At 42.9% G+C, this 24,049-nt stretch carries 22 protein-coding genes and 6 tRNA genes; 13 read left to right on the forward strand and 15 right to left on the reverse strand.

Translation table 11 applies throughout. From position 1 onward, the window contains the following. Position 1 precedes the first annotated feature (1 nt). From SSED_RS11600 to ttcA, 7 genes are all read left to right on the forward strand, one after another. A complete protein-coding gene (locus SSED_RS11600) occupies positions 2-481 on the forward strand; it encodes a FixH family protein (protein ID WP_012142559.1) in 480 nt (159 codons plus the stop codon). Between the two features lie 17 nt (positions 482-498). Continuing rightward, positions 499-2,877, forward strand: coding sequence for a heavy metal translocating P-type ATPase (locus SSED_RS11605; protein ID WP_012142560.1), 2,379 nt, complete (start codon positions 499-501; stop codon positions 2,875-2,877). Next, a complete protein-coding gene (gene ccoS, locus SSED_RS11610; protein WP_012142561.1) occupies positions 2,874-3,059 on the forward strand; it encodes a cbb3-type cytochrome oxidase assembly protein CcoS in 186 nt (61 codons plus the stop codon). The genes SSED_RS11605 and ccoS overlap by 4 nt, the downstream gene beginning before the upstream one ends. Then, a complete protein-coding gene (locus SSED_RS11615; RefSeq protein WP_012142562.1) occupies positions 3,056-3,748 on the forward strand; it encodes a sulfite exporter TauE/SafE family protein in 693 nt (230 codons plus the stop codon). The genes ccoS and SSED_RS11615 overlap by 4 nt, the downstream gene beginning before the upstream one ends. 55 nt (positions 3,749-3,803) lie before the next feature. Beyond that, positions 3,804-4,553, forward strand: coding sequence for an electron transport transcriptional regulator EtrA (gene etrA / locus SSED_RS11620; RefSeq protein ID WP_012142563.1), 750 nt, complete (start codon positions 3,804-3,806; stop codon positions 4,551-4,553). Positions 4,554-4,891: 338 nt separating this feature from the next. Next, positions 4,892-5,824: a universal stress protein UspE gene (gene uspE, locus SSED_RS11625; protein WP_012142564.1), complete on the forward strand. Its 933-nt coding sequence runs from the start codon at positions 4,892-4,894 to the stop codon at positions 5,822-5,824. Between the two features lie 79 nt (positions 5,825-5,903). After that, the gene (gene ttcA / locus SSED_RS11630) at positions 5,904-6,854 is read left to right on the forward strand and encodes a tRNA 2-thiocytidine(32) synthetase TtcA (protein ID WP_012142565.1); all 951 of its coding nucleotides are present in this window, start codon (positions 5,904-5,906) and stop codon (positions 6,852-6,854) included. A gap of 112 nt (positions 6,855-6,966) precedes the next feature. On the opposite strand, the gene SSED_RS11635 is transcribed toward ttcA, so the two are convergent. Together SSED_RS11635 and SSED_RS11640 are read right to left on the reverse strand one after the other, a co-directional pair. Further along, entirely contained in the window at positions 6,967-7,593 is a 627-nt protein-coding gene (locus SSED_RS11635) for a DUF2987 domain-containing protein (protein ID WP_012142566.1), read from the reverse strand. Then, on the reverse strand, positions 7,571-8,398 hold the full coding sequence (locus tag SSED_RS11640) for a glucosaminidase domain-containing protein (protein WP_012142567.1): 828 nt from the start codon (positions 8,396-8,398) through the stop codon (positions 7,571-7,573). Before SSED_RS11640 ends, SSED_RS11635 begins: the two co-directional genes overlap by 23 nt. A gap of 136 nt (positions 8,399-8,534) precedes the next feature. Between SSED_RS11640 and yvcK the strand changes: the two genes are divergently transcribed. Further along, a complete protein-coding gene (gene yvcK / locus SSED_RS11645) occupies positions 8,535-9,434 on the forward strand; it encodes a uridine diphosphate-N-acetylglucosamine-binding protein YvcK (RefSeq protein ID WP_012142568.1) in 900 nt (299 codons plus the stop codon). A gap of 99 nt (positions 9,435-9,533) precedes the next feature. On the opposite strand, the gene SSED_RS11650 is transcribed toward yvcK, so the two are convergent. The 8 genes from SSED_RS11650 to SSED_RS11685 all read right to left on the reverse strand — a co-directional run bounded on the left by SSED_RS11650 (position 9,534) and on the right by SSED_RS11685 (position 14,296). Beyond that, positions 9,534-10,730: an amino acid aminotransferase gene (locus SSED_RS11650; protein WP_012142569.1), complete on the reverse strand. Its 1,197-nt coding sequence runs from the start codon at positions 10,728-10,730 to the stop codon at positions 9,534-9,536. Positions 10,731-11,161: 431 nt separating this feature from the next. Further along, positions 11,162-11,247, reverse strand: a tRNA-Leu gene (locus SSED_RS11655). A gap of 86 nt (positions 11,248-11,333) precedes the next feature. Next, positions 11,334-11,407, reverse strand: a tRNA-Cys gene (locus SSED_RS11660). Positions 11,408-11,674: 267 nt separating this feature from the next. After that, a tRNA-Gly gene (locus SSED_RS11665) sits at positions 11,675-11,750 on the reverse strand. Between the two features lie 451 nt (positions 11,751-12,201). Next, positions 12,202-12,287 (reverse strand) — tRNA-Leu (locus SSED_RS11670). A gap of 86 nt (positions 12,288-12,373) precedes the next feature. Continuing rightward, a tRNA-Cys gene (locus tag SSED_RS11675) sits at positions 12,374-12,447 on the reverse strand. 41 nt (positions 12,448-12,488) lie between these two features. Continuing rightward, positions 12,489-12,564: transfer RNA gene (locus SSED_RS11680), tRNA-Gly, on the reverse strand. 292 nt (positions 12,565-12,856) lie between these two features. Further along, the gene (locus tag SSED_RS11685; RefSeq protein WP_012142570.1) at positions 12,857-14,296 is read right to left on the reverse strand and encodes a glyceraldehyde-3-phosphate dehydrogenase; all 1,440 of its coding nucleotides are present in this window, start codon (positions 14,294-14,296) and stop codon (positions 12,857-12,859) included. A gap of 223 nt (positions 14,297-14,519) precedes the next feature. Here SSED_RS11685 and SSED_RS11690 point away from each other — a divergent pair, with 223 nt between their 5' ends. Both SSED_RS11690 and gap read left to right on the forward strand, forming a co-directional pair. After that, positions 14,520-15,350 carry a DUF2989 domain-containing protein gene (locus tag SSED_RS11690; RefSeq protein ID WP_012142571.1) on the forward strand — a complete coding sequence of 277 codons (831 nt, stop codon included), beginning with the start codon at positions 14,520-14,522 and terminating at the stop codon, positions 15,348-15,350. Between the two features lie 421 nt (positions 15,351-15,771). After that, positions 15,772-16,782 (forward strand): type I glyceraldehyde-3-phosphate dehydrogenase, encoded by a 1,011-nt coding sequence (gap, locus tag SSED_RS11695; protein ID WP_012142572.1) that lies wholly within the window; start codon positions 15,772-15,774, stop codon positions 16,780-16,782. Between the two features lie 135 nt (positions 16,783-16,917). Here gap and SSED_RS11700 read toward each other — a convergent pair whose 3' ends face one another. Continuing rightward, positions 16,918-18,309, reverse strand: coding sequence for a transporter substrate-binding domain-containing diguanylate cyclase (locus SSED_RS11700; RefSeq protein WP_190273206.1), 1,392 nt, complete (start codon positions 18,307-18,309; stop codon positions 16,918-16,920). Positions 18,310-18,715: 406 nt separating this feature from the next. On the opposite strand from SSED_RS11700, the gene bfr (SSED_RS11705) reads away from it, so the two are divergent. Both bfr (SSED_RS11705) and bfr (SSED_RS11710) read left to right on the forward strand, forming a co-directional pair. Then, positions 18,716-19,186 carry a bacterioferritin gene (bfr, locus tag SSED_RS11705; protein ID WP_012142574.1) on the forward strand — a complete coding sequence of 157 codons (471 nt, stop codon included), beginning with the start codon at positions 18,716-18,718 and terminating at the stop codon, positions 19,184-19,186. Position 19,187: 1 nt separating this feature from the next. Further along, positions 19,188-19,670, forward strand: coding sequence for a bacterioferritin (bfr, locus tag SSED_RS11710; protein ID WP_012142575.1), 483 nt, complete (start codon positions 19,188-19,190; stop codon positions 19,668-19,670). A gap of 130 nt (positions 19,671-19,800) precedes the next feature. Here bfr (SSED_RS11710) and SSED_RS11715 read toward each other — a convergent pair whose 3' ends face one another. Beyond that, positions 19,801-20,190, reverse strand: a complete 390-nt coding sequence (locus SSED_RS11715) for a glycine zipper family protein (RefSeq protein WP_012142576.1) — start codon at positions 20,188-20,190, stop codon at positions 19,801-19,803. Between the two features lie 254 nt (positions 20,191-20,444). After that, the gene (locus SSED_RS11720; protein ID WP_012142577.1) at positions 20,445-20,720 is read right to left on the reverse strand and encodes a hypothetical protein; all 276 of its coding nucleotides are present in this window, start codon (positions 20,718-20,720) and stop codon (positions 20,445-20,447) included. 177 nt (positions 20,721-20,897) lie between these two features. Between SSED_RS11720 and SSED_RS11725 the strand changes: the two genes are divergently transcribed. Continuing rightward, the gene (locus SSED_RS11725; RefSeq protein WP_012142578.1) at positions 20,898-22,031 is read left to right on the forward strand and encodes an ABC transporter substrate-binding protein; all 1,134 of its coding nucleotides are present in this window, start codon (positions 20,898-20,900) and stop codon (positions 22,029-22,031) included. A gap of 15 nt (positions 22,032-22,046) precedes the next feature. On the opposite strand, the gene SSED_RS11730 is transcribed toward SSED_RS11725, so the two are convergent. Both SSED_RS11730 and SSED_RS11735 read right to left on the reverse strand, forming a co-directional pair. Next, entirely contained in the window at positions 22,047-23,390 is a 1,344-nt protein-coding gene (locus SSED_RS11730; RefSeq protein WP_012142579.1) for an NAD(P)/FAD-dependent oxidoreductase, read from the reverse strand. 15 nt (positions 23,391-23,405) lie between these two features. Then, complete coding sequence (locus SSED_RS11735) at positions 23,406-23,957, reverse strand: GNAT family N-acetyltransferase (RefSeq protein WP_012142580.1); 552 nt, start codon at positions 23,955-23,957, stop codon at positions 23,406-23,408. Positions 23,958-24,049 lie beyond the last annotated feature (92 nt).

Consider the following 24,049-nt stretch of genomic DNA (forward strand, 5'->3'; position numbering starts at 1 on the left):
GATGAACAAACAACAAGCCTGGTATAAGCAGTTCTGGCCTTGGTTTTTAATTATTTTGCCCCTTTGTGCGGTTTTGGCTAGCTTCAACTTACTCTTTCTTGCGATAGATAATAAAGATTCTCTTGTTTCTGAAGATTATTATAAAGATGGTAAAGCCATTAATATGGATCTTAAGAAAATCAAACAGGCTAAACAGCTTGGAATGCAATTTGAATTACTCGTTGACGACAATGAAGTCACTATCACTCAGCATGGTGGTGAGTCTTACCTTGCAGCACTGAGTGTAGAATTTTTTCACCCCACCATTGAAAAGCGTGATTTCGGGCAGATTGTGACGGCCGACGGCGATAAAGCCTACCGGATCAAACTTGCTAACCCTGTTACTGGTGCATGGGAAGTGAGATTGGAAGGGTTCGATCGAAGCTGGCGAATTCAAAAACGTCTTGAGATCAAAGATGACTCTCAATACTGGTTGAACTAGGTTAAACGACATCACCTATGAAGTACCCTGAATGTTTTCATTGCGGTGAGCCCGTATTAACAGGCTCTCAATTCACGACCCACATTAATAATAGTGATCGTTTAATGTGTTGCCCTGGCTGTCAGGCCGTTTCTGCCGCTATTTTAGAGGCTGGACTCAGTAACTATTATAAGTACAGAACCGAGCCCGGCAGTAAACAGACGGCACTGGTCCCCGAAGAGTTAACCGCTTATTCAGCATTCGATCTCCCAGAGGTTCAGCAAGACTTTGTACACAGTGAAAGCGATATCTCAAGGGTATCGCTCTCTATCGATGGCATTACTTGTGCGGCGTGTGCCTGGCTTATTGAACATAAACTCAGGCATGTTGCGGGGATCGCAAGTATTCAGGTGAATACGACGACGGAACGAGCCTTAGTCACCTGGTTGCCAACGCAGATAAAACTCAGTGAAATACTCAGCCAAATTAGCCTTATCGGTTATCAGGCGGCCCCTTATCAGGTCGATGAGCAGGAGATCCAGAGTAAGCAGAACAGTCGACAATTTTTATTGAGGCTGGGTTTAGCGGGTTTTGCCACCATGCAGGTGATGATGTTTGCCCTCGCCCTCTATGCCGGCTATTTCACTGAGCTCGAAGTTGAGTTTCGTGATTACTTTCGCTGGGTGAGTATGATATTCGCCGCACCGGTGGTGTTCTATTCGGCTCAACCCTTCTATTTTAGTGCCATCCGTTCCATGTTCAGTGGACGGCTCAATATGGATGTATCGGTATCGATAGCCATCTTAGGGGCTTATATCGCCAGCTGTATTGCAACGGTTAACGCTACGGGCGAGGTTTATTTTGAGTCGGTCAGTATGTTTACCTTTTTCTTGTTACTCGGTCGATACTTCGAGCAAAATGCCCGACAGAAAGCGTCGGTAAGCTCCAGTAATTTACATAAGTTGGTGCCGCTTACGGCTCACCTGATATCAAATGACACCTGCGAAGAGGTACCCGCTAAAGGATTGAAAGTGGGAGACATCATACTGGTTAAACCTGGAGAGGTTGTCGCCGCCGATGGCACAATTATCGAAGGTTGTTCCAGCTTCAATGAGGCCATGCTTACGGGTGAACAGACACCGGTACAGAAATCTGATACCAGTGAGGTTTATGCAGGCACCATTAATGTTGAGCAGCCGATTAAACTTAAGATCACCGCAACGGGTCAAGATCAACTCGTGGCGGAGATCATTCGTCTGCAGGAGTCGGCTTCAAATAACAAACCAAAAGTTGCCCTGTATGTCGATACTATCTCAAATTATTTTACCTGGGCAATTCTCTCTATCGCGTTATTGACCTACATCGTTTGGAAAATATATTGGCCAGAAGATGCATTTTGGGTCACCTTAGCTGTGTTAGTCGCCACCTGTCCTTGTGCATTGGCGCTTGCTACACCTACCGCCGTGACGTGCGCAACGGGGATCTTTACCCGAATCGGTATCATTGCCCGTAAGCCTGGTGTATTCGAAAAACTCACGAAAATAGATCATGTTGTTTTCGATAAAACAGGTACCCTCACCTGTGGCACACTCACGATCACAGATATCGAACTTTATGGTCAACTCGATAAGGCACAAGTGCTTGAAGTCGCAGCAGCGCTTGAAGCGAGCTCTCTACACCCGATAGCCAAGGCCTTCGAGCCATACAATAATCCACAACTTACAGTGAGCCGGATACAAAGTTTTGTAGGTCTTGGTTTAAGTGGTCAGATTAATAACATTGATTACCGAATTGGTAGCGCCGAGTTTATCGAGGTTACCGGTGAACATTCACAAGCCGTCTATCTGGCTCAGGGTGATGAGCTTCTCGCGAGGTTCACCTTGGTTGACGAAATAAGAACAGATGCTAAGGCGACGGTGCAGACGCTTACACAGCAAGGCTGTAAAGTGTCTGTGGCCAGTGGTGACGGTTCGATACATGTCGATGAGGTTGCCGGAAGAATTGGCATTACCGATGTTTATAAAGGATTAAAGCCCCAAGACAAGCTGAGTCTTATCCAAAACCTTCAAAAGAGCGCTTCTGTTGCCATGTTTGGCGATGGGATCAATGATGCCCCCGTTCTGGCGGGAGCCAACCTCTCTGTCGCGATGGGCAGTGGCTCGGCAATCACTAAAAATAGTGCCGATCTGATCTTACTTGGCGATCACCTTTCACGTTTTAACGATGCGGTAACCGTTGCAAGGCTAGTCGATAAGATCATTAAGCAGAATTTGTACTGGGCTCTCGGTTATAACCTGTTTATAATCCCGTTGGCCGTTACGGGCCATGTTGCACCTTATATTGCTGCCTTAGGTATGTCTGCAAGTTCACTTATCGTGGTCGGTAATAGTCTTAGATTATTAAGGGTTCGTTTATGAGTATCATCTATGTGTTGATCCCGATAGCCATGTTATTTGTTCTTATCGCGATTGGGATCTTTTTTTGGGCTGTAAAATCTGAACAGTTCGATGATCTTGACAGGCAGAGTGTATCAATCCTATTTGACGAAGATGAAAAACCGACTCCAAAAGCTAACGATAATGAGTCAACGCCCTCTTGATTGATTACAGCGTAACCGGTGCCTTCTTGGTAGGGTTGATGGGCGCTGGCCACTGCATAGGAATGTGTGGTGGTTTAATCGGTGCTTTTTCATCTCAACTTCCCCGCTCCGCTAAACAAAATCAGTTGGCATTACAACTGCGTTTTCTGTTTACCTATAATTTGGGCAGAATATTAAGTTATGCCTTAGCTGGTGCTCTCGTAGGAGGTTCTGCAAGTGCGTTAGGCATGCTGTTTGATATGGACTTGTATCTCATCACTTTGAGGCTGATAGCCGGTCTTATGATGATTGTAACGGGTCTTTACATTGCACAAATTTGGTCTGGCGTCGTACAGATTGAACGTGCAGGTAAATTTATATGGCGGTTTTTATCTCCCATTGCTAGTCGAATGGTTCCCGTTAAAACAGTACCACAGGCATTCGTCGGCGGAATGTTATGGGGGTGGCTTCCTTGTGGGTTAGTTTACAGTACATTAACGTGGGCCGTGGCGGCTAACTCTGCATCTCAGGGAGCCATGATAATGACATCTTTCGGACTGGGGACCCTTCCAGCCCTGCTCAGTGCGGGGGTTGCGGCCAATGTTTTCGGTCGTTGGGTTCAAAATAGAACGGTAAGATTTGTCAGCGGCTCGATCTTGGTCATATTTGGTTTACAAACTTTGTACATTGCAATTGCTCAGCTGAGCTAGCTCAGCTTATTAAATTAGTTTACCATGTGCGTAATAGAGAAATTTGAGAGACACTATGACAGACAACAATAAAAGTCGTCGTTCGACCGTTCCCGGATGCGCCATTCATTGTCATGATTGCAGTATGGGAACCTTGTGTATTCCTTTTACACTCAATACCAATGAACTCGATCGTCTCGATGAGATTATTGAAAGAAAAAAGCCTATCCAAAAAGGTGAGCAGATATTCAAGTCTGGTGACCCTTTAAAATCTCTTTATGCCATTCGTTCAGGAACCATAAAAAGTTTTACTATTACAGAGCAAGGTGACGAGCAGATCACGGGTTTCCATTTGGCTGGTGACGTGATTGGTTTTGACGGTATCCACGCTCAGGAACACCAAAGCTTTGCCCAAGCCCTTGAGACCTCGATGGTTTGTGAAATTCCTTATACGACTCTAGATGATCTCAGTGGCACTATGCCAAAGCTAAGACAACAGATCATGCGCTTAATGAGCAATGAGATCCAAAGCGATCAGGAGATGATTCTGCTGCTCAGTAAAAAGAATGCTGAAGAGAGACTCGCCGCATTTATCAGTAACCTGGCTACCCGTTTTGGCAATCGTGGCTTTTCTCCAAAAGAGTTCAGACTAACCATGACTCGTGGTGACATAGGTAACTATTTAGGGCTTACGGTTGAAACGATTAGCCGCCTGCTTGGCCGCTTCCAAAAAGCCGATCTGATCGAAGTTAAGGGTAAGTATATTACTATCGTTAACTTTGAAGCGCTTAATACCCTTGCAGGTAATACCGCGATTGCAAGATAAAATATAAGTGTCAGGAGACATGGCTTTTTTTTCAGAAAAATTAGCTATGTCTCTATAAGTTTCCCGGCCCCCCCAAATAAATCATCGGATCCACCAAGGTAGCTTGATTGCCACCCATCCTCTCTTACTTTTTCGCTTCAATTTTGCGCTATTCTGTTCTACTTACCGTAAATTAATGTATAGTTAAATACATGACTCACATAGCTTATTTTAATTAATCCTCAAATCGAGAATCAGTTTAAATCAGGTGAGGAAAATCGGGCAATATTGATCTGAAACAATGTATTTTGCCCTCTGTAGCTCATTATTAAGTTAACGTATGAGAAAGAGGAATGATTATGAAGGACTATAAAAAGCTCTTAGTTGTTGTCGATCCGACTAGCGATAAGCAACCCGCGCTTGCTCGCGCCGTTGAACTTGCTTCAAAAAATCAGGCCGCTATAACCGTATTTCTATCAATTTTTGATTTCTCCTATGAGATGACTTCAATACTCTCGGGTCATGAACGTGAAGCGATGAGACAAGGTGTTATTGCCCAGCGCAAGGCATGGATAGAGGACTTAGTCGAAGCCTATTCTAAAGCTGACACCGTGATTGAAACTGAGGTCATTTGGCATAACCGCCCTTTCGAGAGCATTATCCAGCATGCCATCGCCGGTGAGTATGATCTTATCGTCAAGGGGACCCATGAACATGACAAGCTTAAGTCTGTTATCTTTACTCCAACTGATTGGCACCTTATGCGTAAGGCGCCCGTACCAGTCTTGTTGGTTAAAGAACATGATTGGCCTGTCGCAGGTAAAATACTCTGTGCCGTTAATGTCGGCTCCGAAGATGACGATCACCAGTCATTAAACGGCAAGATAATTGAGCATGCACAAGGCCTGGCTCAAAAGTTTGATGCTCAGGTGCACCTTGTTAATGGTTATCCGGGAACGCCGGTTAATCTGGCCATTGAGCTTCCGGACTTCGATGCACATACCTATAGTGAGACTATTCGTATGCAGCATGAACAGCGAGTCGGTTCTTTGGCGAATACCTTTGGGATCTCTACCGATTTTTGTCATGTTAAAGAAGGTTTACCTGAGGATGTCATCCCGGATCTAGCCCTGCAGCTGGACGCAGAACTCGTGATATTAGGTACCGTAGGTCGTACCGGTTTCTCTGCAGCACTCATCGGCAATACAGCTGAACATGTTATCGATAGTATTAACTGTGATCTGTTGGCTATTAAACCCGATGGTTACCATTCACCATTAGAAGAGAGTTAACCCTTACGGTTCTTTTTTAAGATTAAGTTTTAATATATACTACGCGCCCAGAATTCAAGTGTTACTAGGCGCGTTTTTTATGTCTGAAGATCTTTCCAAACTACACACCTCTCGAATGAACAAACTTCAGCGTAAGCTACGCGGTGAAGTGGGTAAAGCGATTGGCGATTACAATATGATTGAGGAAGGTGATCGGGTCATGTGTTGCCTTTCCGGCGGAAAAGACAGCTATGCGATGCTTGATATCCTGCTCAACCTTCAACAACGCGCACCCATCAAGTTTGAGATTGTTGCTGTCAATCTGGACCAGAAACAACCGGGGTTTCCTGAAGAGGTGTTGCCGGCTTATCTGGATACTCTGAATGTGCCGTATCATATTATTGAAAAAGACACCTACTCAGTCGTCAGAGAGAAGATCCCTGAAGGGCAAAAAACCTGTTCATTATGTTCTCGATTACGTCGCGGTACCTTATATGGCTTCGCACAAAAAATCGGTGCGACTAAAATCGCATTAGGGCACCACAGAGATGACATCATTGAAACTCTGTTTTTGAATATGTTTTTTGCCGGAAAACAGAAGGCCATGCCCCCAAAATTGTTGTCTGATGATGGTGCTAACATGGTTATCCGTCCTCTGGCTTATTCCCGCGAAAAAGATATTGCCGAGTACGCCGAACTCAAAGCTTTCCCGATCATTCCCTGTAATCTTTGTGGCTCACAAGAAAACCTGAAGCGTGCCGAAGTCAAAGATATGCTTAATCTCTGGGATGAGCACCACCCGGGGCGAATTGAGTCTATCTTCACGGCGATGCAGAACACCTCTCCTTCACAGGGTGTAGACCGCGAGCAGTTTGACTTTAACTCTCTGCAAAGAGATGCAGATGCGCCACTTAGAGGGGATGTGGCCGAATCAGATCTTCCGGCATTCGATTTTGTCGATGTGGCTAACAATGGTCATATCGATCTGGATGCTGCAGCCAAGAGTCGCAGTGAAAATAAAATCGACATCGTGAGTACTTATACTCCTTAGGATCCGCCTTTTAAAAGCAATTATAAAGCGCTGTTCGTAGTTGATATATAAAGTTCAGATATAAAAAAGCCCGGCTGATGCCGGGCTTTTTATTTAATGCAATTGGTATAATTTAACCATTGGTCCAGGGACTGATAACTAAAGGCTTAGTCTCGAACTCAATTTTATTCAGCGTGGCAATTTTTTCACGCGGTAACCTTAGTAAATCTGTGACTATCTGCTCTACACCATCAATCGTTACACGTGTCTTACTGCCGGGTTCAAACTCGAAGTTTAATCCAGCAATGTCAGAGCTAAAATAACGCATGGGAAACCCCTGCATATCATTGAGCAACTCGTCCATCTCGGTTTGTATTTGCACAACTTCAGTTTGTAAGTATTTGGCTTTTGTCTGTTTCGCCCTAACCTGCATGGCGATACTGCACTTGCTGCTATCGCCATCTATGTCGAGATTAATCAGGGCTCGGTCTGACTTTAGCTTGCCATCATAGGGCAAAAAGATCCTTTGCCTCTCGGTGATTGTCAGTGGGAAAGACTCTTTCTCTGTCGTCAAGGTTCCACTCTTTACTTTGCAGGGGCCAGCCATTGGCACCGAAAACGCGATTTCGACTAAGGGATAGTGTCCCTTATTAACTTGCTTGAGCCTTTGGTAAAAACCTTGATACTCCAAAGAGATAGGCGCAGCTTGAACCGAGGAACAAGCGATGATTAAACAACTAAACAGAAGGCCTTTCTTCATGATTCTCCACCAAGTACCGTTTATTTTGACGTAACATTTCCAGGAGCTCATCGATATAAGCTTCCTGACGTTCTGAATAGTTTACCAAGCCCCAAACTAATTCACTTGCCTGAGGCTGTTTATTCTGAGCCCTCAGATCGGCTCTTATGGAGCGCAGTAGTGAGTAAGCGGCATTGGAGTTTAGATTTCTCATGTAAGAGGCGACGGAAGCTTCAACTGATTCAAATACCGCAACTTCATGTGACATGCCTGCGGTTCTTGACTGAGGAACGAGTCCACACCCCTTTTTAAAACACCACTGTCCAAAGAAGTTAAGGCCCTCTTTCGCAAAGCGAGAGCTCCCCCAGCCCGTTTCATTGGCGGCTTGGATAAGAACCATCGACTCCGGGATGGTGTCGGTTCTAATCAGTAATTTGTCCAGTGTGTTTGTGTTTATACTCCTCGACGAATATTGATACTTATCTGCTATCTCTTCGATACGATACAGCTCTGCATCTGTGAGTAATAAACCATCTTCCAGATGCTGTTTGGACCTTTGTAAGAAAGTACGCTCATCATTGATGATGCCATTTTGAAGTCGAATTGAAGGCCTTAAATAATCGAAAAAAGCTTGCTTCTTTTGGCCAACATTTGAAATGGCAGAAAAATCAGGGATAAGGCTAAGGGCTTGTTTATTTTCGACTAATGCGCCGACCTCCTCTCCTTTATCGTCATCGATTTCTACGAAAACCACCTTTAATACAATGATCGAAATAAAGACGAGGCTAATAGCCACGGTTAATTTTCCAACTCTTCCTGTCTTCATTTTTATCTCAGTAGTAGAAAACTGAAACGGATTATATGTCATATTGAACTAAACTACACATCAAAACAGTGTTTTAAGATATAATCGTCAGGTTTATAGAAAACTTCTATTGGGTATTCAGGAAGGAACAACCCGGATGCATAAAAGCGCGTTAAATCAATATGAGCATGTAGTCGCTATCGGCGGGGGACACGGTCTGGGACGAGTGCTGTCTTCACTGTCATTTTTGGGACCTAGGCTAACCGGTGTGGTGGCAACCACTGATAATGGTGGCTCTACGGGGCGGCTCAGACAAGAACAAGACTGCATCGCCTGGGGAGACCTGAGAAATTGCCTTTCTCAACTCGCCAACCACCCTTCTATCGGTACACTATTATTCGAATATCGTTTCGATGGGGAAAGTGACCTGTCCGGCCATAACTTGGGTAACCTTATTCTCCTCGCCTTAGATCAGTTATGCGTCAGACCGTTAGAAGCCGTCAACCTTATCCGGCAATTACTCAAGATCGAAACCCGAGTGATCCCTATGTCGGAAGAGCCTACTCATCTGGTTGCGATAGAGGCTTGCGGGAATAAAATTTTTGGTGAGACCAATGTTGATAACATGGATGAACATCCAATGGCCTTATCATTGGAGCCCATGGTTACCGCAACATGTGAAGCATGTGAAGCGGTCTCGAAGGCCGATCTGGTGATACTCGGGCCAGGCAGCTTTTTGACCAGTATTATGCCACCCTTGTTACTGCCTAAATTTGCATCGGCACTTTCTAATTCGAATGCCGAAGTGATTTTAATCGATAATTTGACTCGTGAACCCTCTCCCTCTGCAGATTTCTCTTTAGAACAGCGAATCGATTGGTGTCATCAGGTGTTGGGGATAAAGGTGATTGATAAGGTGCTTTGTCACTCAGAGCGAAGCTATCAGGATGGGAAGATATCTTACCGTCCGCTAGTTAGCAAGCATCACCCTGGCCTCCATGATAGAACAGCTCTAGTGGATGCAATTTCAAGCATGCTGGCAGCTTCCCCTAAGTAAATAAAGCGGTCAAAAGCCTCTTTACAGGATCAAAAAGGACAGCATTAGCTGTCCTTTTTTGTTACTTAGTGTCTGAGATAGATGAGCCTACGCAAGCACCTAGGCAAGAACCTTGGCGATGGCTTTACAGATAACGGGCATGTTGGTTCGAGTCATACCGGCTACACTGATCCGTCCGGATCCTACGATATAAACTGCATGCACCTCTTTGAGCTGCGTGACCTGCTCTTTCGTTAATCCTGAGAAGCTGAACATACCATTTTGTCTTGAGATGAAGCTGAAGTCTTGAGTGACACCTTCCGCTTTCAGTGATTCGACAAAGAGTGTACGCATTTTTGCAATACGTTCACGCATCTCTTTAAGCTCAGACTCCCATAATGACTTTAACTCTTCATCGGCGAGGATAGTGCTGACGATCAGGGCGCCGTGTGCAGGTGGGTTTGAATAATTACCGCGAATGGTACTCTTTACCTGACTGAATGCCTTGGCTACGGTTGTTTCGGTATCGGCGACTAAGGTCACAGCACCTATTCGTTCATTGTAAAGACCGAAGTTTTTCGAGAATGAATTTGCTATCAATAGTTCAGGCACTGTATCTGCCACAATTCTTAAGCCTTTCGCATCTTCATTAATGCCTACGCCAAAACCCTGATAGGCGAAATCAAACAGTGGTACAAGATCTTGTTTTAAACATAGGTCAGCAACACGCTGCCACTCTGTTTCGTTAAGATCTATGCCTGTTGGGTTATGACAGCAGCCATGCAGCAGGACAAGATCTCCGGCTTTTGCTTGTGACAGGTCGGTAAGCATGGCATCGAAGTCTTTACCATGTGTTTCAGCATTGTAGTAACGGTACTGCTGAATGCCCAGAGAAGCAGATTTAAAGATATTTTGATGATTTGCCCAAGTTGGGTTACTTACCCAAATTGTTTTAGATTCGGTATTACGTACCAGAAACTCTGCTGCGACCCTTAAAGAGCCGGTTCCGCCAGGAGCCTGAGCCGTTAGGGCACGCTTATTTTTTACAACACTATGCTCAGCACCAAACAGTAACTCTTGAACGACACGGTTATAGGCCTGAACACCTTCGATGCCCAGATAACTTTTGCTGTTTTCTGTTGCGAGGATCTTCTCTTCGGCAAGCTTTACGGACTTTAATATAGGTGTTGAGCCTGATTCGTCTTTATAAATCCCTACCCCAAGGTTTACTTTTTCTGTTCTGGTATCAGCTTTAAATGCATCTGTTAGGCCTAAAATTGGATCTGCAGGAGCAAGTTCAACCTGGGTAAATATCATGACGGCTTTCCTAAAATATTTGAATGTAGGGACGTTTTGGGTCTATTTATACCATTGTCGGTTCACATTCGATAGTGAGTTTTTGTAATAGTATGAAAAATAGTTCCCCACTGGGTTAACTGATAATAATTTAACGGAAAATTATAGATGTATCAATTTTTACGTATCTTTGGTGAGAATAGTTTAATTGCATAGCGAGGATTCTACTGACTTGTGTTTTGAGTATTTTAGATGAACAACAGAGCCCCAACTTTCGTTGAGGCTCTGTTGTTCATTCTTTTTAAAAGAATGGTACCCTAGGCCGGACTTGAACCAGCACGTGTATATCAACGGCGCGAGGGATTTTATTTTATCTTCTTAACCGGTGAATTTCAGATACAAAAAAGCCCCAAATATCGTTGAGGCTTCAATGCTCATTCTATAATGAATGATGGTACCCGAGGCCGGACTTGAACCGGCACGCTTATTCAGCGAGGGATTTTAAATCCCTTGTGTCTACCGATTCCACCACTCGGGCAAACTCGTTGATTTTGATGATGCGTATTATCGGTAGTTAACACTGCACGGCTATTAATAATCAGCCAAACTCATCACAATCTAATATGGAGGCGCGACCCGGAGTCGAACCGAGATAGGCGGATTTGCAATCCGCAGCATAGCCATTCTGCCATCGCGCCATATTTTTATCTTTAATTTCGGCATTCTCTATAAGGAGAATTGGGAGCGAACTCTCTTTAATAAAGAGTGGGTTCGAACCAGCTCTTGATTTAAACGAGAAGCATACCTTGGGAAAAGGCATCAACTCTTTCAAGAGAATTTGGAGCGAGCTCTCTTTAATAAAAAGTGGGTTCGAAATAAGTCACCGATATCCTATAACTAGGTATCGCGCACTTGACTTAAATAAAGAGTCAACTGAGCTAATGTCGCATCTTCAAAAGAAGATTTGGAGCGACATATCGGGTTCGAACCGATGACCTATACCTTGGCAAGGTATCGCTCTACCAACTGAGCTAATGTCGCTTATCAACTGTCTTAAAGCTTTGCTGCTCTAAGAAAGTGTGGCTACTTTAACGGATTTACCTGATGAGTCAACATTAAGTTTTGTCTCTTTTATTCAAGTGGTTGAAAACCATTCATGCTGGTTTATTTTATCTACAATGCGTTGGGATAATAAACAGAAATAGCTATGGAATACCGCCCTCTCCTTTCGTGCTTACTTTGATATCGAAGCTCGCTTACATATATAAAGAGGAGTTTGAGCTGTTCGTCAGTTACAAATACATTCCGACTTTCACTGAAGCTTTGATGTTTGATCTCAAAGAGAGTGGTGGTACCCGAGGCCGACCTTGTACTGCTACGTGTATTTCAACGGCGCGAGGGATTTTATTTTATCTTCTTAACCAGTGAATTCCAGATACAAAAAAGCCCCAACTATTGTTGAGGCTTGAATGCTCATTCTCTAAGAGAATGATGGTACCCGAGGCCGGACTTGAACCGGCACGCTTATTCAGCGAGGGATTTTAAATCCCTTGTGTCTACCGATTCCACCACTCGGGCAAACTCGTTGATTTTGATGATGCGTATTATCGGTAGTTAATACTGTTTAGCTCTTATTGAAGAGTCAAACTCATCACAATCTAATATGGAGGCGCGACCCGGAGTCGAACCGAGATAGGCGGATTTGCAATCCGCAGCATAGCCATTCTGCCATCGCGCCATATTTTTATCTTTAATTTCGATATTTTCTATAAGAGAATTTGGAGCGACATATCGGGTTCGAACCGATGACCTATACCTTGGCAAGGTATCGCTCTACCAACTGAGCTAATGTCGCCTTAATCTTTCATATCAACACTATCTGTAATCATTACCAAAGGTATCGGACTTTAACCTTTAACCTTTAGCAACTGAGCTAATGTCGCATTTTAAATTATCTTGCTATCAGGATTTGCATTGCTGCTTTCCCCTGACTGCGGAATGGCATTCTACCGATTTGGTGGGTAGAGTCAATCATGAAAAGCGGATAAAAAGCTGTTTTTGATCTGAGTGTTGTAAAATTAGCCTTAAAACAAAAAAGCCTCAAATCATTGAGGCTTCTTCACTAGGTTTACTGTTCTAAGCTAAGACTAGCCATGAGGCAGAGATTGGTAGTTCAGCCCGAGCATCTTCTGCATAACACCGACAACCTGACAGCTGTAACCAAATTCGTTATCGTACCAAACATAAAGAATCGCACGATTACCTTCGGCAATGGTTGCATGGGAGTCGACGACACCTGCATAACGTGAACCTACCAGATCGCAAGAAACAATCTCTGTCGATTCGGTGAAATCGATTTGATTTTGCAACTCAGAGTTAAGAGACATATTACGTAGATATTGATTGACGTCTTCTTTACTGTTTGTCTCACTGTCCAGGTTCAACGTGATAATCGCCATAGATACATTTGGCGTAGGAACGCGTATCGCGTTGCCCGTTAGCTTACCAGCAAGTACAGGTAGCGCTTTTGCTACAGCCTTTGCAGCTCCTGTTTCTGTGATCACCATGTTTAACGGTGCACTACGTCCGCGACGGTCAGCTGTATGATAATTATCAATCAAGTTTTGATCATTGGTATATGAGTGAATCGTCTCAACATGGCCATTGGTAACGCCATACTTGTCATTCATAGCCTTTAACACAGGTGTAATGGCATTGGTCGTACAACTTGCCGCAGACACAATGGTGTCTTCATCGAGGATGTCTGATTCGTTAACACCATAAACGACGTTTTTAATGTTGCCTTTAGCCGGTGCGGTTAATAGTACTTTTGAGGCACCTTCAGATTTAAGGTGAAGACCTAAACCATCTTCATCTTTCCAGATCCCGGTATTATCGACGACTAGCGCATCATTGATACCAAATTTGGTGTAATCAATTTCATCCGGAGAGCTTGCATAGATGACCTGAATGTATGTTCCGTTGGCGATAATGGCATTGTTTTCTTCGTCAACTTCAACAGAGCCGTTAAATGGCCCGTGAACCGAGTCTCTTCTCAATAAACTTGCGCGCTTTTCAAGATCCCCTTTTCGACCGCCACGTAGAACAATTGCACGTAATCTGAGCTTATTGCTTACACCAGTTCTTTCGATCAACAGCCTGGCAAGAAGGCGGCCGATTCGTCCGAAACCATAAAGCACGACATCTCTAGCTTTTTCGGTATCTTCATGATCGATCCCGTCAGCTAGCTCACGACTCATATAGGCTTCAATACCGTCAATAGTGTCATTCTCGCGCCAATATTTTATTGCAAGTTTTCCAATATCAACTTTACATTGTTTTACCGCTAATTTACTTAGTGCTTCTACAAATGGAAAGCTTTCACGCAATCTAAGCTTATGTCCGACATGACGACGCACCAAACGGTGTGACTTGATGATCTCTATCGTCGATGCGTTGAGTAGTGGCTTACCGTATAGAACGACTTCGACACCTTGATTACGATATAATTTACCAAGCAAAGGCTGCATAGCCTCTGCCATTTCGAAACGTTCTTGCCAGCTTTGTAGGTGTTTATCAGCGCTCATTTACAGATCCTTTATCTCACTATTCTGCTTTTTTTTTGCAGAAATGATTGAGTAACAAAAAGAAAAGACCAATACTCTAATTATTGGTAGGGAAAAAATCCCTTTTGGTCGGCGCTATTGTAATGAAAAGTAGCCATACAGGCCAGCAAGATATTCTTTGTAAGGTTGTAATTTTATTAGCAAAAAAGTTGCTTTGGAGCCTATTTTGAGAAGAAATCTCGTAATGTTTACATCATTTATTAGCTTTATCGCAATTTCAGCCCTTTTTGGCTGCGAAAATGATGTGAATACAGGCACGATCTGTAAAAATAATCCTGAACTTTGTAGTGATTTACACAAAGATAGTTGGTGTCGATATGAAAAAGCAGACCTTATTAAGAAAAGATATACGTTAAAGCACACCCCATCACCAACAGGACAGCAGCTTTATCGCCATCTGATCAACTTAGAAAACTACAGTAAATGTATTGAACTGGCAGCCGGTGTACAGCATATCCTACATCCCGAACGGACTAATGACAGAATAAGAGCATACGGGCTAAGTGCACAGAGTTTGGCACAATTACAGGAAACGACTAAAGACAGTACAGACCTCTACCTTGCCTATTATCACTGGACACGATTCAATGATGAGAAAGCCCAAGCCGTAGTACTAAACGCCGAAAAAAAACAACAGGTGAATGATATCGAGTTGCTGGCAAGCATAGCTTCATACTATCAAAAGTTTGATGCTAAGAAGGCCCAACAAGTTTATCTGCACGTTTTTGACCTGAGCAATGAAGATAATTTCAATCCCGATTGGTTACTTGGCTTAGCTAATACCTACCAAAAAACCAACGATCTCGAGCTTACCTACCTCTTGTCCAGAGCCAATGTCTTAATGACTGAACATAAGGTGTCTGAACAAAAAATGCTGCGGTTAATCAAAAATGATGAAGCAATTAAATCCGTACTCGATGATCAGGCTGAAGACTTAGTCGATGAATTAAATTCAGGGGATTTTAAGACAAGTTCATTCAGGTTGATGTTCATGCGAGATAAGTCTGCACTTTGATCGATAGTATCTATAGCTAAACCATTTCATTGGTAGTTTGGCTACCTTAGAACATGAAATCAGGAAATAAATAAGAGTTTATTCAGGCTTTATTTGAATTGATATTAACCTAGTCTATATTTTCAATACTGTATCTGTTTTTGAAATCTTCTTTTAAAGTATTTAGTTGATTGAAAACTAGTCTCTCGGTGAGGAAGCCTCTCACTGTGAAAGCCATTTTCAAGCTCGGCAAGATGTTTGCCATAACGAATATTTTTTACATGGAAAGTGTCATTATTTGTAAAAAGCATGACCATTGTAAAAGAAATACCGAAAATGTTAATGATAAACAGCCTAAATTGGGGATATTACTTGACGGTGGCTGTCAGTTTGGTAATTTTACTACCAGAAATTATTTTTACACTTACCTGAGGGATATGAGATGTCTATCCGCGTTGCTATTAACGGCTATGGCCGTATTGGACGAAATGTTTTACGTGCACTTTATGAAAGTGAAAAAGATTACCCGATCGAGATTGTTGCTATCAACGATCTTGGTGATGCCTCTATCAATGCTCATTTAACTAAGTATGACTCTGTTCATGGTCGTTTCAACGCAAAGGTTGAACATGATGACGAAGCTATTTATGTTAATCAAGATAAAATTCTGACCTTCTCTCAACGTGATCCATCAAAACTGCCTTGGGCTGAGTTGAAAGTTGATGTCGTTTTCGAATGTACTGGTATGTTCACATCTAAAGAAGCTGTTCAGCCTCACTTAGATGCAGGAGCTAAGAAAGTTCTTATCTCTGCTCCTGGTAAGAATGTTGATGCAACTGTCGTTTACGGTGTAAACAACAATGAAATCACAGCTGATATGACGGTTGTGTCTAATGCTTCTTGTACGACTAACTGTTTGGCACCTGTTGCTAAACCGTTAAACGATGCAATTGGTATTGAATCAGGTCTGATGACCACTATCCACGCTTATACGAATGATCAACGTCTTTCAGACGTTTATCACACCGACTTACGTCGCGCTCGTGCAGCTGCAATGTCAATGATCCCAACTCAAACTGGTGCCGCTGCAGCAGTCGGACTTGTGGTACCAGAACTTGCTGGTAAGTTTGATGGTCTGGCGGTACGTGTACCTACAGTAAACGTTTCACTTGTCGATCTATCATTTATTGCATCTCGCGATACTACAGTCGAAGAAGTTAACGCGATAATCGAAAAAGCTGCTTCAGCTGCGCCAATGAGCGAAGTGTTAGCGGTTAATAAAGAGCCATTGGTTTCTATCGATTTTAACCACAACCCGTTCTCATCAAACTTTGATGCAACTCAGACTCGTGTTAAAGGTCGCTTAGTTAAAGTGATGTCTTGGTATGATAACGAGTGGGGTTTCAGTAACCGTATGCTAGATAATGCTGTAGCCTTGATGACTGCGAAATAATTTCGTATTCATAGAGTTTAAAAGCCAACCACTCAGGTTGGCTTTTTTGTATCTGTTAATCCCATAATTACACTTAAACCCAGACCTTTCGTCGCTCAGCTTTAAACATTAGCCGTACAACGTGAACACCTCTGTTTATAATGTCTTAAATTGATAACCATCCCTTCCTAAAGACTTAGCAATATACATCAAATGATCGGCTTGGTTTATTAGGTATTGATGGTCCACCATTGCAGTCGTGCAATACACGCTACCTAAACTCACACTGACATGATGACAAACCTGATCTTTTTCAAATTGAGCTGCAGATACACAAGCTTGAACTTTTTTTGATAAAGTATTGGCTTGTTTAACCGTCAAGTTGTGAAGATAAATACAGAACTCCTCTCCTCCAATTCTGGCAAAGACGGCATCGCTTGGAATTTCCTCGGCCACAACTTGGGCAATTTGCTTAATGATATAGTCGCCAACCACATGGCCAAAATTGTCGTTAATTGTTTTAAACTTATCGATATCGAATAGGAGCAGAGTGAGGCTGGCCTCTTCATTCATTGTCCGGCACGCATCTTTCAAGCTTCTTATGAAATATCGTCTGTTATAGATGCCTGTGAGTGAATCTATTGAAGCCAGGTGTTGTAACTCGAGATTAAGTTGCCTTAGCTCTGCCGTCCGCGATGAAACGGTCTTGCGTAATTGAAGGATATAGAGCAAAGAAAAACCTAACAATAACGAAAATACGAATTGAAATAGGTACTTTGGGTAAACCGTTTCAACATGAAGCCATTTACGCTGGATTCGCTGCAGATCGACCTTAGAGATATTGCTCATACCTGTCTCTAATTCAATTCTGAGCCTATGGGCCCCCTCCTTCACTGCAGGTCTAATTTGGGCACTGTAGAGATGCTTAACGGGTGAAAATGAGCTTGGTTCAGATGAAGTATACAGATAGAAGTTTGCCACTTGGAAATCGGCTACAAACGCATTGAGCTCGCCAGAAAAGGCACTGTTCAACATGACTTCATTATTTGTATATGAGATTAACTTAACATTTGGATATTTCTCTCTTATATAACTTTCTTCGTATCCACCCATCACGACACCAAGTTCACCCGATTGAAGAAACTGAGCGACATCGGTTCCAAGGTAGTCCGCCGAGAAAAACAGTTGCGTCTCAATTTCAACGACTCCGTCAAGGTAGTCAAAAAATGACTCTCTGGTATCTGACCACAGCAAACCAGCATGTACATCTGCCTTACCACTGCGAACGAGTTGAACCGATTCATTCCAATCCGTTAGCAGAAATATTATTTTAATATTATTTACTCTTGCGTACTCTTTCCAAATATCAACCAGTAATCCTTGTGGCTCTCCGGAGTCATCAATATAGGAAAATGGCTTCCACGCTTTTGAGTTTGCAACAATTAGGGGACCGCCCTCCATTGACCAAGCCTCAGGCGTTCGATTGAACTCGTTGGCATTGGTTTGAGCAATATTCATAAGGATTAAAATAAAAATAAAACGGCACATGTTGATGGTCATTTGTTTGTTATCTCTCTCCTTTAGAAACAATATTATTCTAGCGGAACAAACTCAAATACGATTTCATCGGTGGCTTATAGTGAAAGTGTAGACTTAATGCTGAAAGCTGCCTCTAATCAATTGTAATTATGGTTAATTATCTAGCAAAATTCAGCATCCTGCCTAACAACAGGTTATTCATCTGGCAGCAAGATAGCTTTATATATTGATAAAAACTCGTATAAAAACCCTATATAGCTTATCACCGCCCTCAAACTTAATGGGAATGATTATCTCTATGATTTGCTTATTGTAATTAGTGCAGTCTTTAGTTCAAGCATAAGATTTCGTTCTAACATCGGTGGCTAAATTGTCTAGCATTAATTGATATAGATCAATAAAAGGGACGTGTTCAATGAAAGGCAAGACGAAGATAACCAGTGCACTTAACCAAATACTGCTGCTTGAGCTCACTTCGATTAATCAATATTTTTTACATGCACGAATGTATAAAAACTGGGGACTCGAGGAACTCGACGAAAAGGAGTATAAAAAATCCATATTAGATATGAAACAGGCCGACTCCTTGATTGAAAGGATCCTATTTCTCGAGGCTCTTCCTAATCTACAACAATTGAATAAGTTACGTATCGGTGAGCACGCCGAAGAGATGATCGAGTGTGACAAGATTTTACAAGAAGAACAAATTGCAGAACTGCGCAGTGCCATTTATCTATGTGAGCAAGAGCAGGACTATGTTAGCCGTGAACTGCTGGATAAAATTTTAGAAGATGAAGAAGATCATCTGGATTGGATTGAGTCGCAGCAATACCTGATCAATACAACCGGTGTACAGAATTATCTACAATCTATGATGGAGGATTAACATGCAAGGCAATCAGAAGGTTATAGACCACCTTAATCAACAATTGACCCTAGAGTTAACCTCGATGGACCAATATCTTGCTCATTCCAAGATGTACGAAGATTGGGGTATTAACAAACTACACGAAAGACTGTCCCATGAGTACGAGGAGGAACTTGGTCACGCTAAACGATTAGCAGAGCGGATCCTCTTTCTGGAAGGAACACCGGACACCGCATCCCGAAAGCCTATTAACGTGGGCAGTAATGTGCAACAGATGCACGAAAATGATCTTGAAGCTGAAAGGGTCGTTGCAGCCAGTCTAACCAAAATTATCACCATCTGTGAAGAAGAGAAGGACTATGTCAGTCGTGAGATTTTAGAAGACTTATTGGAAGATACCGAGATGGATCATATTTACTGGCTGGAACAACAGTTAGGCTTAATCGATAAGATTGGTATCCATAACTATATCCAATCCCAGATGGGAAGTCAGGATAGTTAACCAGTTAAAATGTCAAGAAGAGTGGAGTTAAATGCCCTACTCTTCTTCGCTCTTTATCTTTACTTAATAAAAGCGGTGCCACAATTAAAAGTAAACCATCCCAGATTATTACCAGTCTGCTGATTTGACTTTAATTTAGTACGACATAACCACGATTAATCATGCAGTTCTTAACAATCGTTTGTTTTTCCTGTTCATGGCTGGCTGTATTCTGTCTTTTTGAGCGACTCTTACCAAGTACTCCACCCACCAAGCCTACCGCTGCACCAGTCTTAGCTCCATCAGTCCCGGAGCCACCCGATATTGCGCCTGCCGCAGCGCCAACGGCAGCCCCCTTTGCTGTTCCGGAAATGGCGCCACCCTGGGTAGCCTTTTTTTGAGCCTGTTGGGAGAGTTCAGTACACTCATGCAGATCGAAGACATAATCTTTCTCGTCTACCCCCGTTTTATCTACAACAATGTTTGCCCAAGCAGATGCTTGGAATGACAGTAATCCAATAAATAATAGTAACTTTTTCATAATAACCTTATCTAAGTTTGTACAAAGAAACGCACCAAATTTTGTCGTAACTTGAGTTTAGCCCATAAGATAATGCATGTAGCCTGAATTGTTACTTAATGATATGTATAAAGGAGGATGTTGGCTGAGTTAGGCACTGTATCAAACAGACAGGTTTTAAGAATTAACTGCAGTCTATTTTAGAGAAAATCAACTTACGTAATTAGGGGCAATCCATGGGTCATATCTCGCCCCTAATCCTAGTTTATGCAGAATTAAAAGCGCTTAATACGTACTACTTTCATTATTTCGATTTCAAACCCTGCAACTTTTTCTGTTTCGGCATAATAGGTCATGTTGACTCTGTTGCCCTTCAAACATCTGAATTTCTTTGGCCTTCTGAATTTAAATGGGGCATCGCACCCTTCAATCATGACGGTATGTTGTACCCACTCCTCTACATCCCTCTGCGTATGAGAAACTATCTTCACACCTTCCGAGTGAACCAGCTTGCCATGATTGGAAAGCATCTTATCTAATTTTGATTTCATCTGTACCCCCATAGACCAGTCGTTAAGGATAGCAAGGGTGGGTAAATTTAGCACTATTTCAATCGAAATCTTGCACTGTTAAATGCTGTACTAAACTTAATGTGGCCTTACTTTTAATATTGATGAACAGCGAACTGCAACGATTGGTTTAAGAATTATTAATCATGAGGAATACCTATGAGGTTAAAACTTAGCGCTTGGTGGCCTATCTTTATTGTGGCATTGCTCTTTTCCATGTCGTGTTATTCAGCGAATCAAACAGAGGATGTTGAAGTTAAGCAACCACTAAGGGTGTTGACCTGGGAGGGATATGTTACAGCTGAAGATATCCGTGAAGTTAATTTAATACTCGCCAAACGAGGCTATAACTATGAAGTTGAACTGGTCACGCCTTTTGCACAGAGTGCCGATCAGATGTTCGATCTTATTCGAGCAAGAAAATGCGACATAACATTTCTGACCCTCTATTTTATTAAGATGCAGAAAGAGCAGACGTCCAAATTGTTACAAGCCATCAATACTCAGTCACCCAGACTGTCCAATTTCCCGGATCTTCACGCGAAACTCACTCGACTGGACATTGGAATCAATGCCAACGGTGAGCCCTTGTACATTCCATGGGGTGGTGGAATTTACGGGTTTTATATTAATACGGACAAAGTTAAGCGGTCAGATATCCCGACATCAGTATCCGATTTGTGGCTGGATGAATGGAAAAACACCTTCTCGTTAAATATCGCTCAGGAGTGGTACAACCTTGGGTTGGCATTGATGAGCATGGGGCATTCACCATTTTATCTTTATGAATCCCTGAAATCACACGATCGACAGACTGTACTTAAGATGTCATCGCCAGACGGAGAGTTGCAGTACAAAATAGCCAAGCTTTACCTGGCTGCAAAAAGCTTCTGGTTAAACTCATCTGGTTTCAACGATGAACTGTTAATCGTCAGTAGCTGGGGACCGGAGGTACATTCTCAAAATGTTAAGGGAGATAATTGGCAATTGATTGACTTCAAAGAGGGTCATATGGCCTGGTTAGACACCATCAATTTCGTAAAAGGTGTGAACGGTAAAAAATTGGAAGCCGCTGAAATCTTCGCAAATTATTTCATTGGGAAAGAGGTTCAAACCCGTATATCCAGTGAACTGTCGATGATCCCAGCCTCGAAGAAAGTTGCTGCCAACCCCATGCTGGGAGATGTGGATAACATAGTGAAAAAAATTTGGATCGTCCCCCCCTTTGATAATTCAAGTTACGATATCATGAAAAAAATGACCGACAGAGCCAAGGTCAGTACAGGGCACTAGTTCTTTATCAATAAATTATAAATAGCGATCTTTCAACCAACCGTAGTGATAATAGCCCCATTGACCCAGTCGACGTAACCTTGGCATTGGGAAATGGGGTAAGGGGTTAGTATATAGGGGGAGAGATGGTATCTCCTCCCCCGCAATAGATTGAGCCAACCTGAAGCCTGCTTGTGCACTGAAAGAGACTCCTGCACCACAATAACCTAAACTGTACCCGGTCCCTCCCCGCGCATAAACATGGGGCATATCGTCCATTGCCGCAGCTATCCAGCCTGTCCAGTTATGAGATATAGATTTATTTGCTAGTGATGGAAAACACTGACCCAAAGCATAACGTAATCGCTGGGCGTATACTGGATTCATGGCATCTTTGCCATAGATAGCCCCTCGCCCTCCCAATAACAATCGATTATCAGGGAGCAGACGGTAATAATATTTGAGTATGCGAGTGTCCATTGTTACCTGTCGGGTATGAAGGCCAGCAAGCTGTAGCTCTTCATGACTGAGTGGCTCGGTGACAATAATATTACTCAGTATAGGCAGGAATTTTTCATCCAGTTTAGGACTAAACACCTTCGGCGTGTATGCATTACCCGCGCTAATGACTTTGTTTGCCAGTATTTCACCATGCTCCGTGATTAACCTATGCTTACCCTTTTCCTCGAACCAGTGTTTAACACAGGTGTTCTCGAATATATTGACCTTTTGCTTCTCCACCATCCGCTTATAGCCGAGCACCAGCTTAAGCGGGTTAAGTCCAAAGCCATCATTTAACCTCATTGCGCCATAGGCTTGATGGTGTGCCATAAATTCACTGGTTAATCTGCTTTGCGATATAAACTCGGCCTCGCCTCCCAAATGCTCGGTAATAAAACTCGAAGCGCTTTGAAGTGACTTTAGGGCATGACTATTGTGCGCAATTTTGAGATAGCCTTTCTCCTGAGGGTCGCAATCGATCTGGTGAGTATTTATGAGCTCACCGACTCTATCTACCGCCTGGCTAAATTCGTGGTAGATCCCCTTTGCCGTGGCGAGGTCCCACCGCTTTGCCATCTGTGCATATCCCAGCCGACCGGAGCCTTTCAATACAAACCCCGCATTGCGACCGCTGGCACCAAAACCTACCGTGTTTGCTTCTAAGACACAGCAATCAATATTAAATCGCGTTGCAAGGTAATAAGCCGTAATAAGTCCGGTATATCCGGCTCCGATGATGGCAACATCAGTTTGGAGACGTCCCGATAGATGTGAATTAGATATCGGTTTGTTGACTGTACTGGCCCAATAGGAATCGGGCCAATTAAGGTTGGCCGGAGACGTGTCAACCAGAGGATCATAGCTAGTATTGGTGGTCATGGTTAACTCAATTACTTACAAAACAAGCAGCATTTCACTGGCCGTGCAATGACAATCGGCACCACACAACACGCAGACGTAATCAGGATGTTCCAAAGTGTCATTCCACCTATTCGGATGCTCTTTAATTAATACACCGCCGGCCTTACTAAAATAACGTATGGCTGAATTATTTGGACTCTGTTTCCATAAATGACTAACTCCAGCCTTAGCACCCTGTAGTTTAGCGGCCGCTATAGAGGCATTAAGCAGTTGTCCACCTATCCCCTTTCCTCGTGAGCCTTCTGCCACTGTGTTGCATTTAAAATAACAGACTTCATTGGGTTTAATCCCCCAGGCATCTGGTGTACACCAACGGTCGGGCAGCCAATGACCTGGGGCATAGGTCAGTCTAAATCCTAAGAGTTCCCCATCTTGATACGCAACAAAATTGGCATTGATACCGGACTTTATTCCTTTCTTATAAAGTAATTCGATGGAGTGACGATCTAAATATCCTGCGCCATGAACCAGATTGCCAAGCTGGATGACATCACTGAAATGCTGCGGACTTAAGCTTTGTATCATCTGAAGTTCTCTTTTTTTGTTTTAAATTAAACAAAATCGCACGACTTGTATATAGCGGCAAAAGTTGAGTTTATGGTTAGCCATAAACTAAC

The organism is Shewanella sediminis HAW-EB3, assembly GCF_000018025.1.
GTDB lineage: Bacteria > Pseudomonadota > Gammaproteobacteria > Enterobacterales > Shewanellaceae > Shewanella > Shewanella sediminis.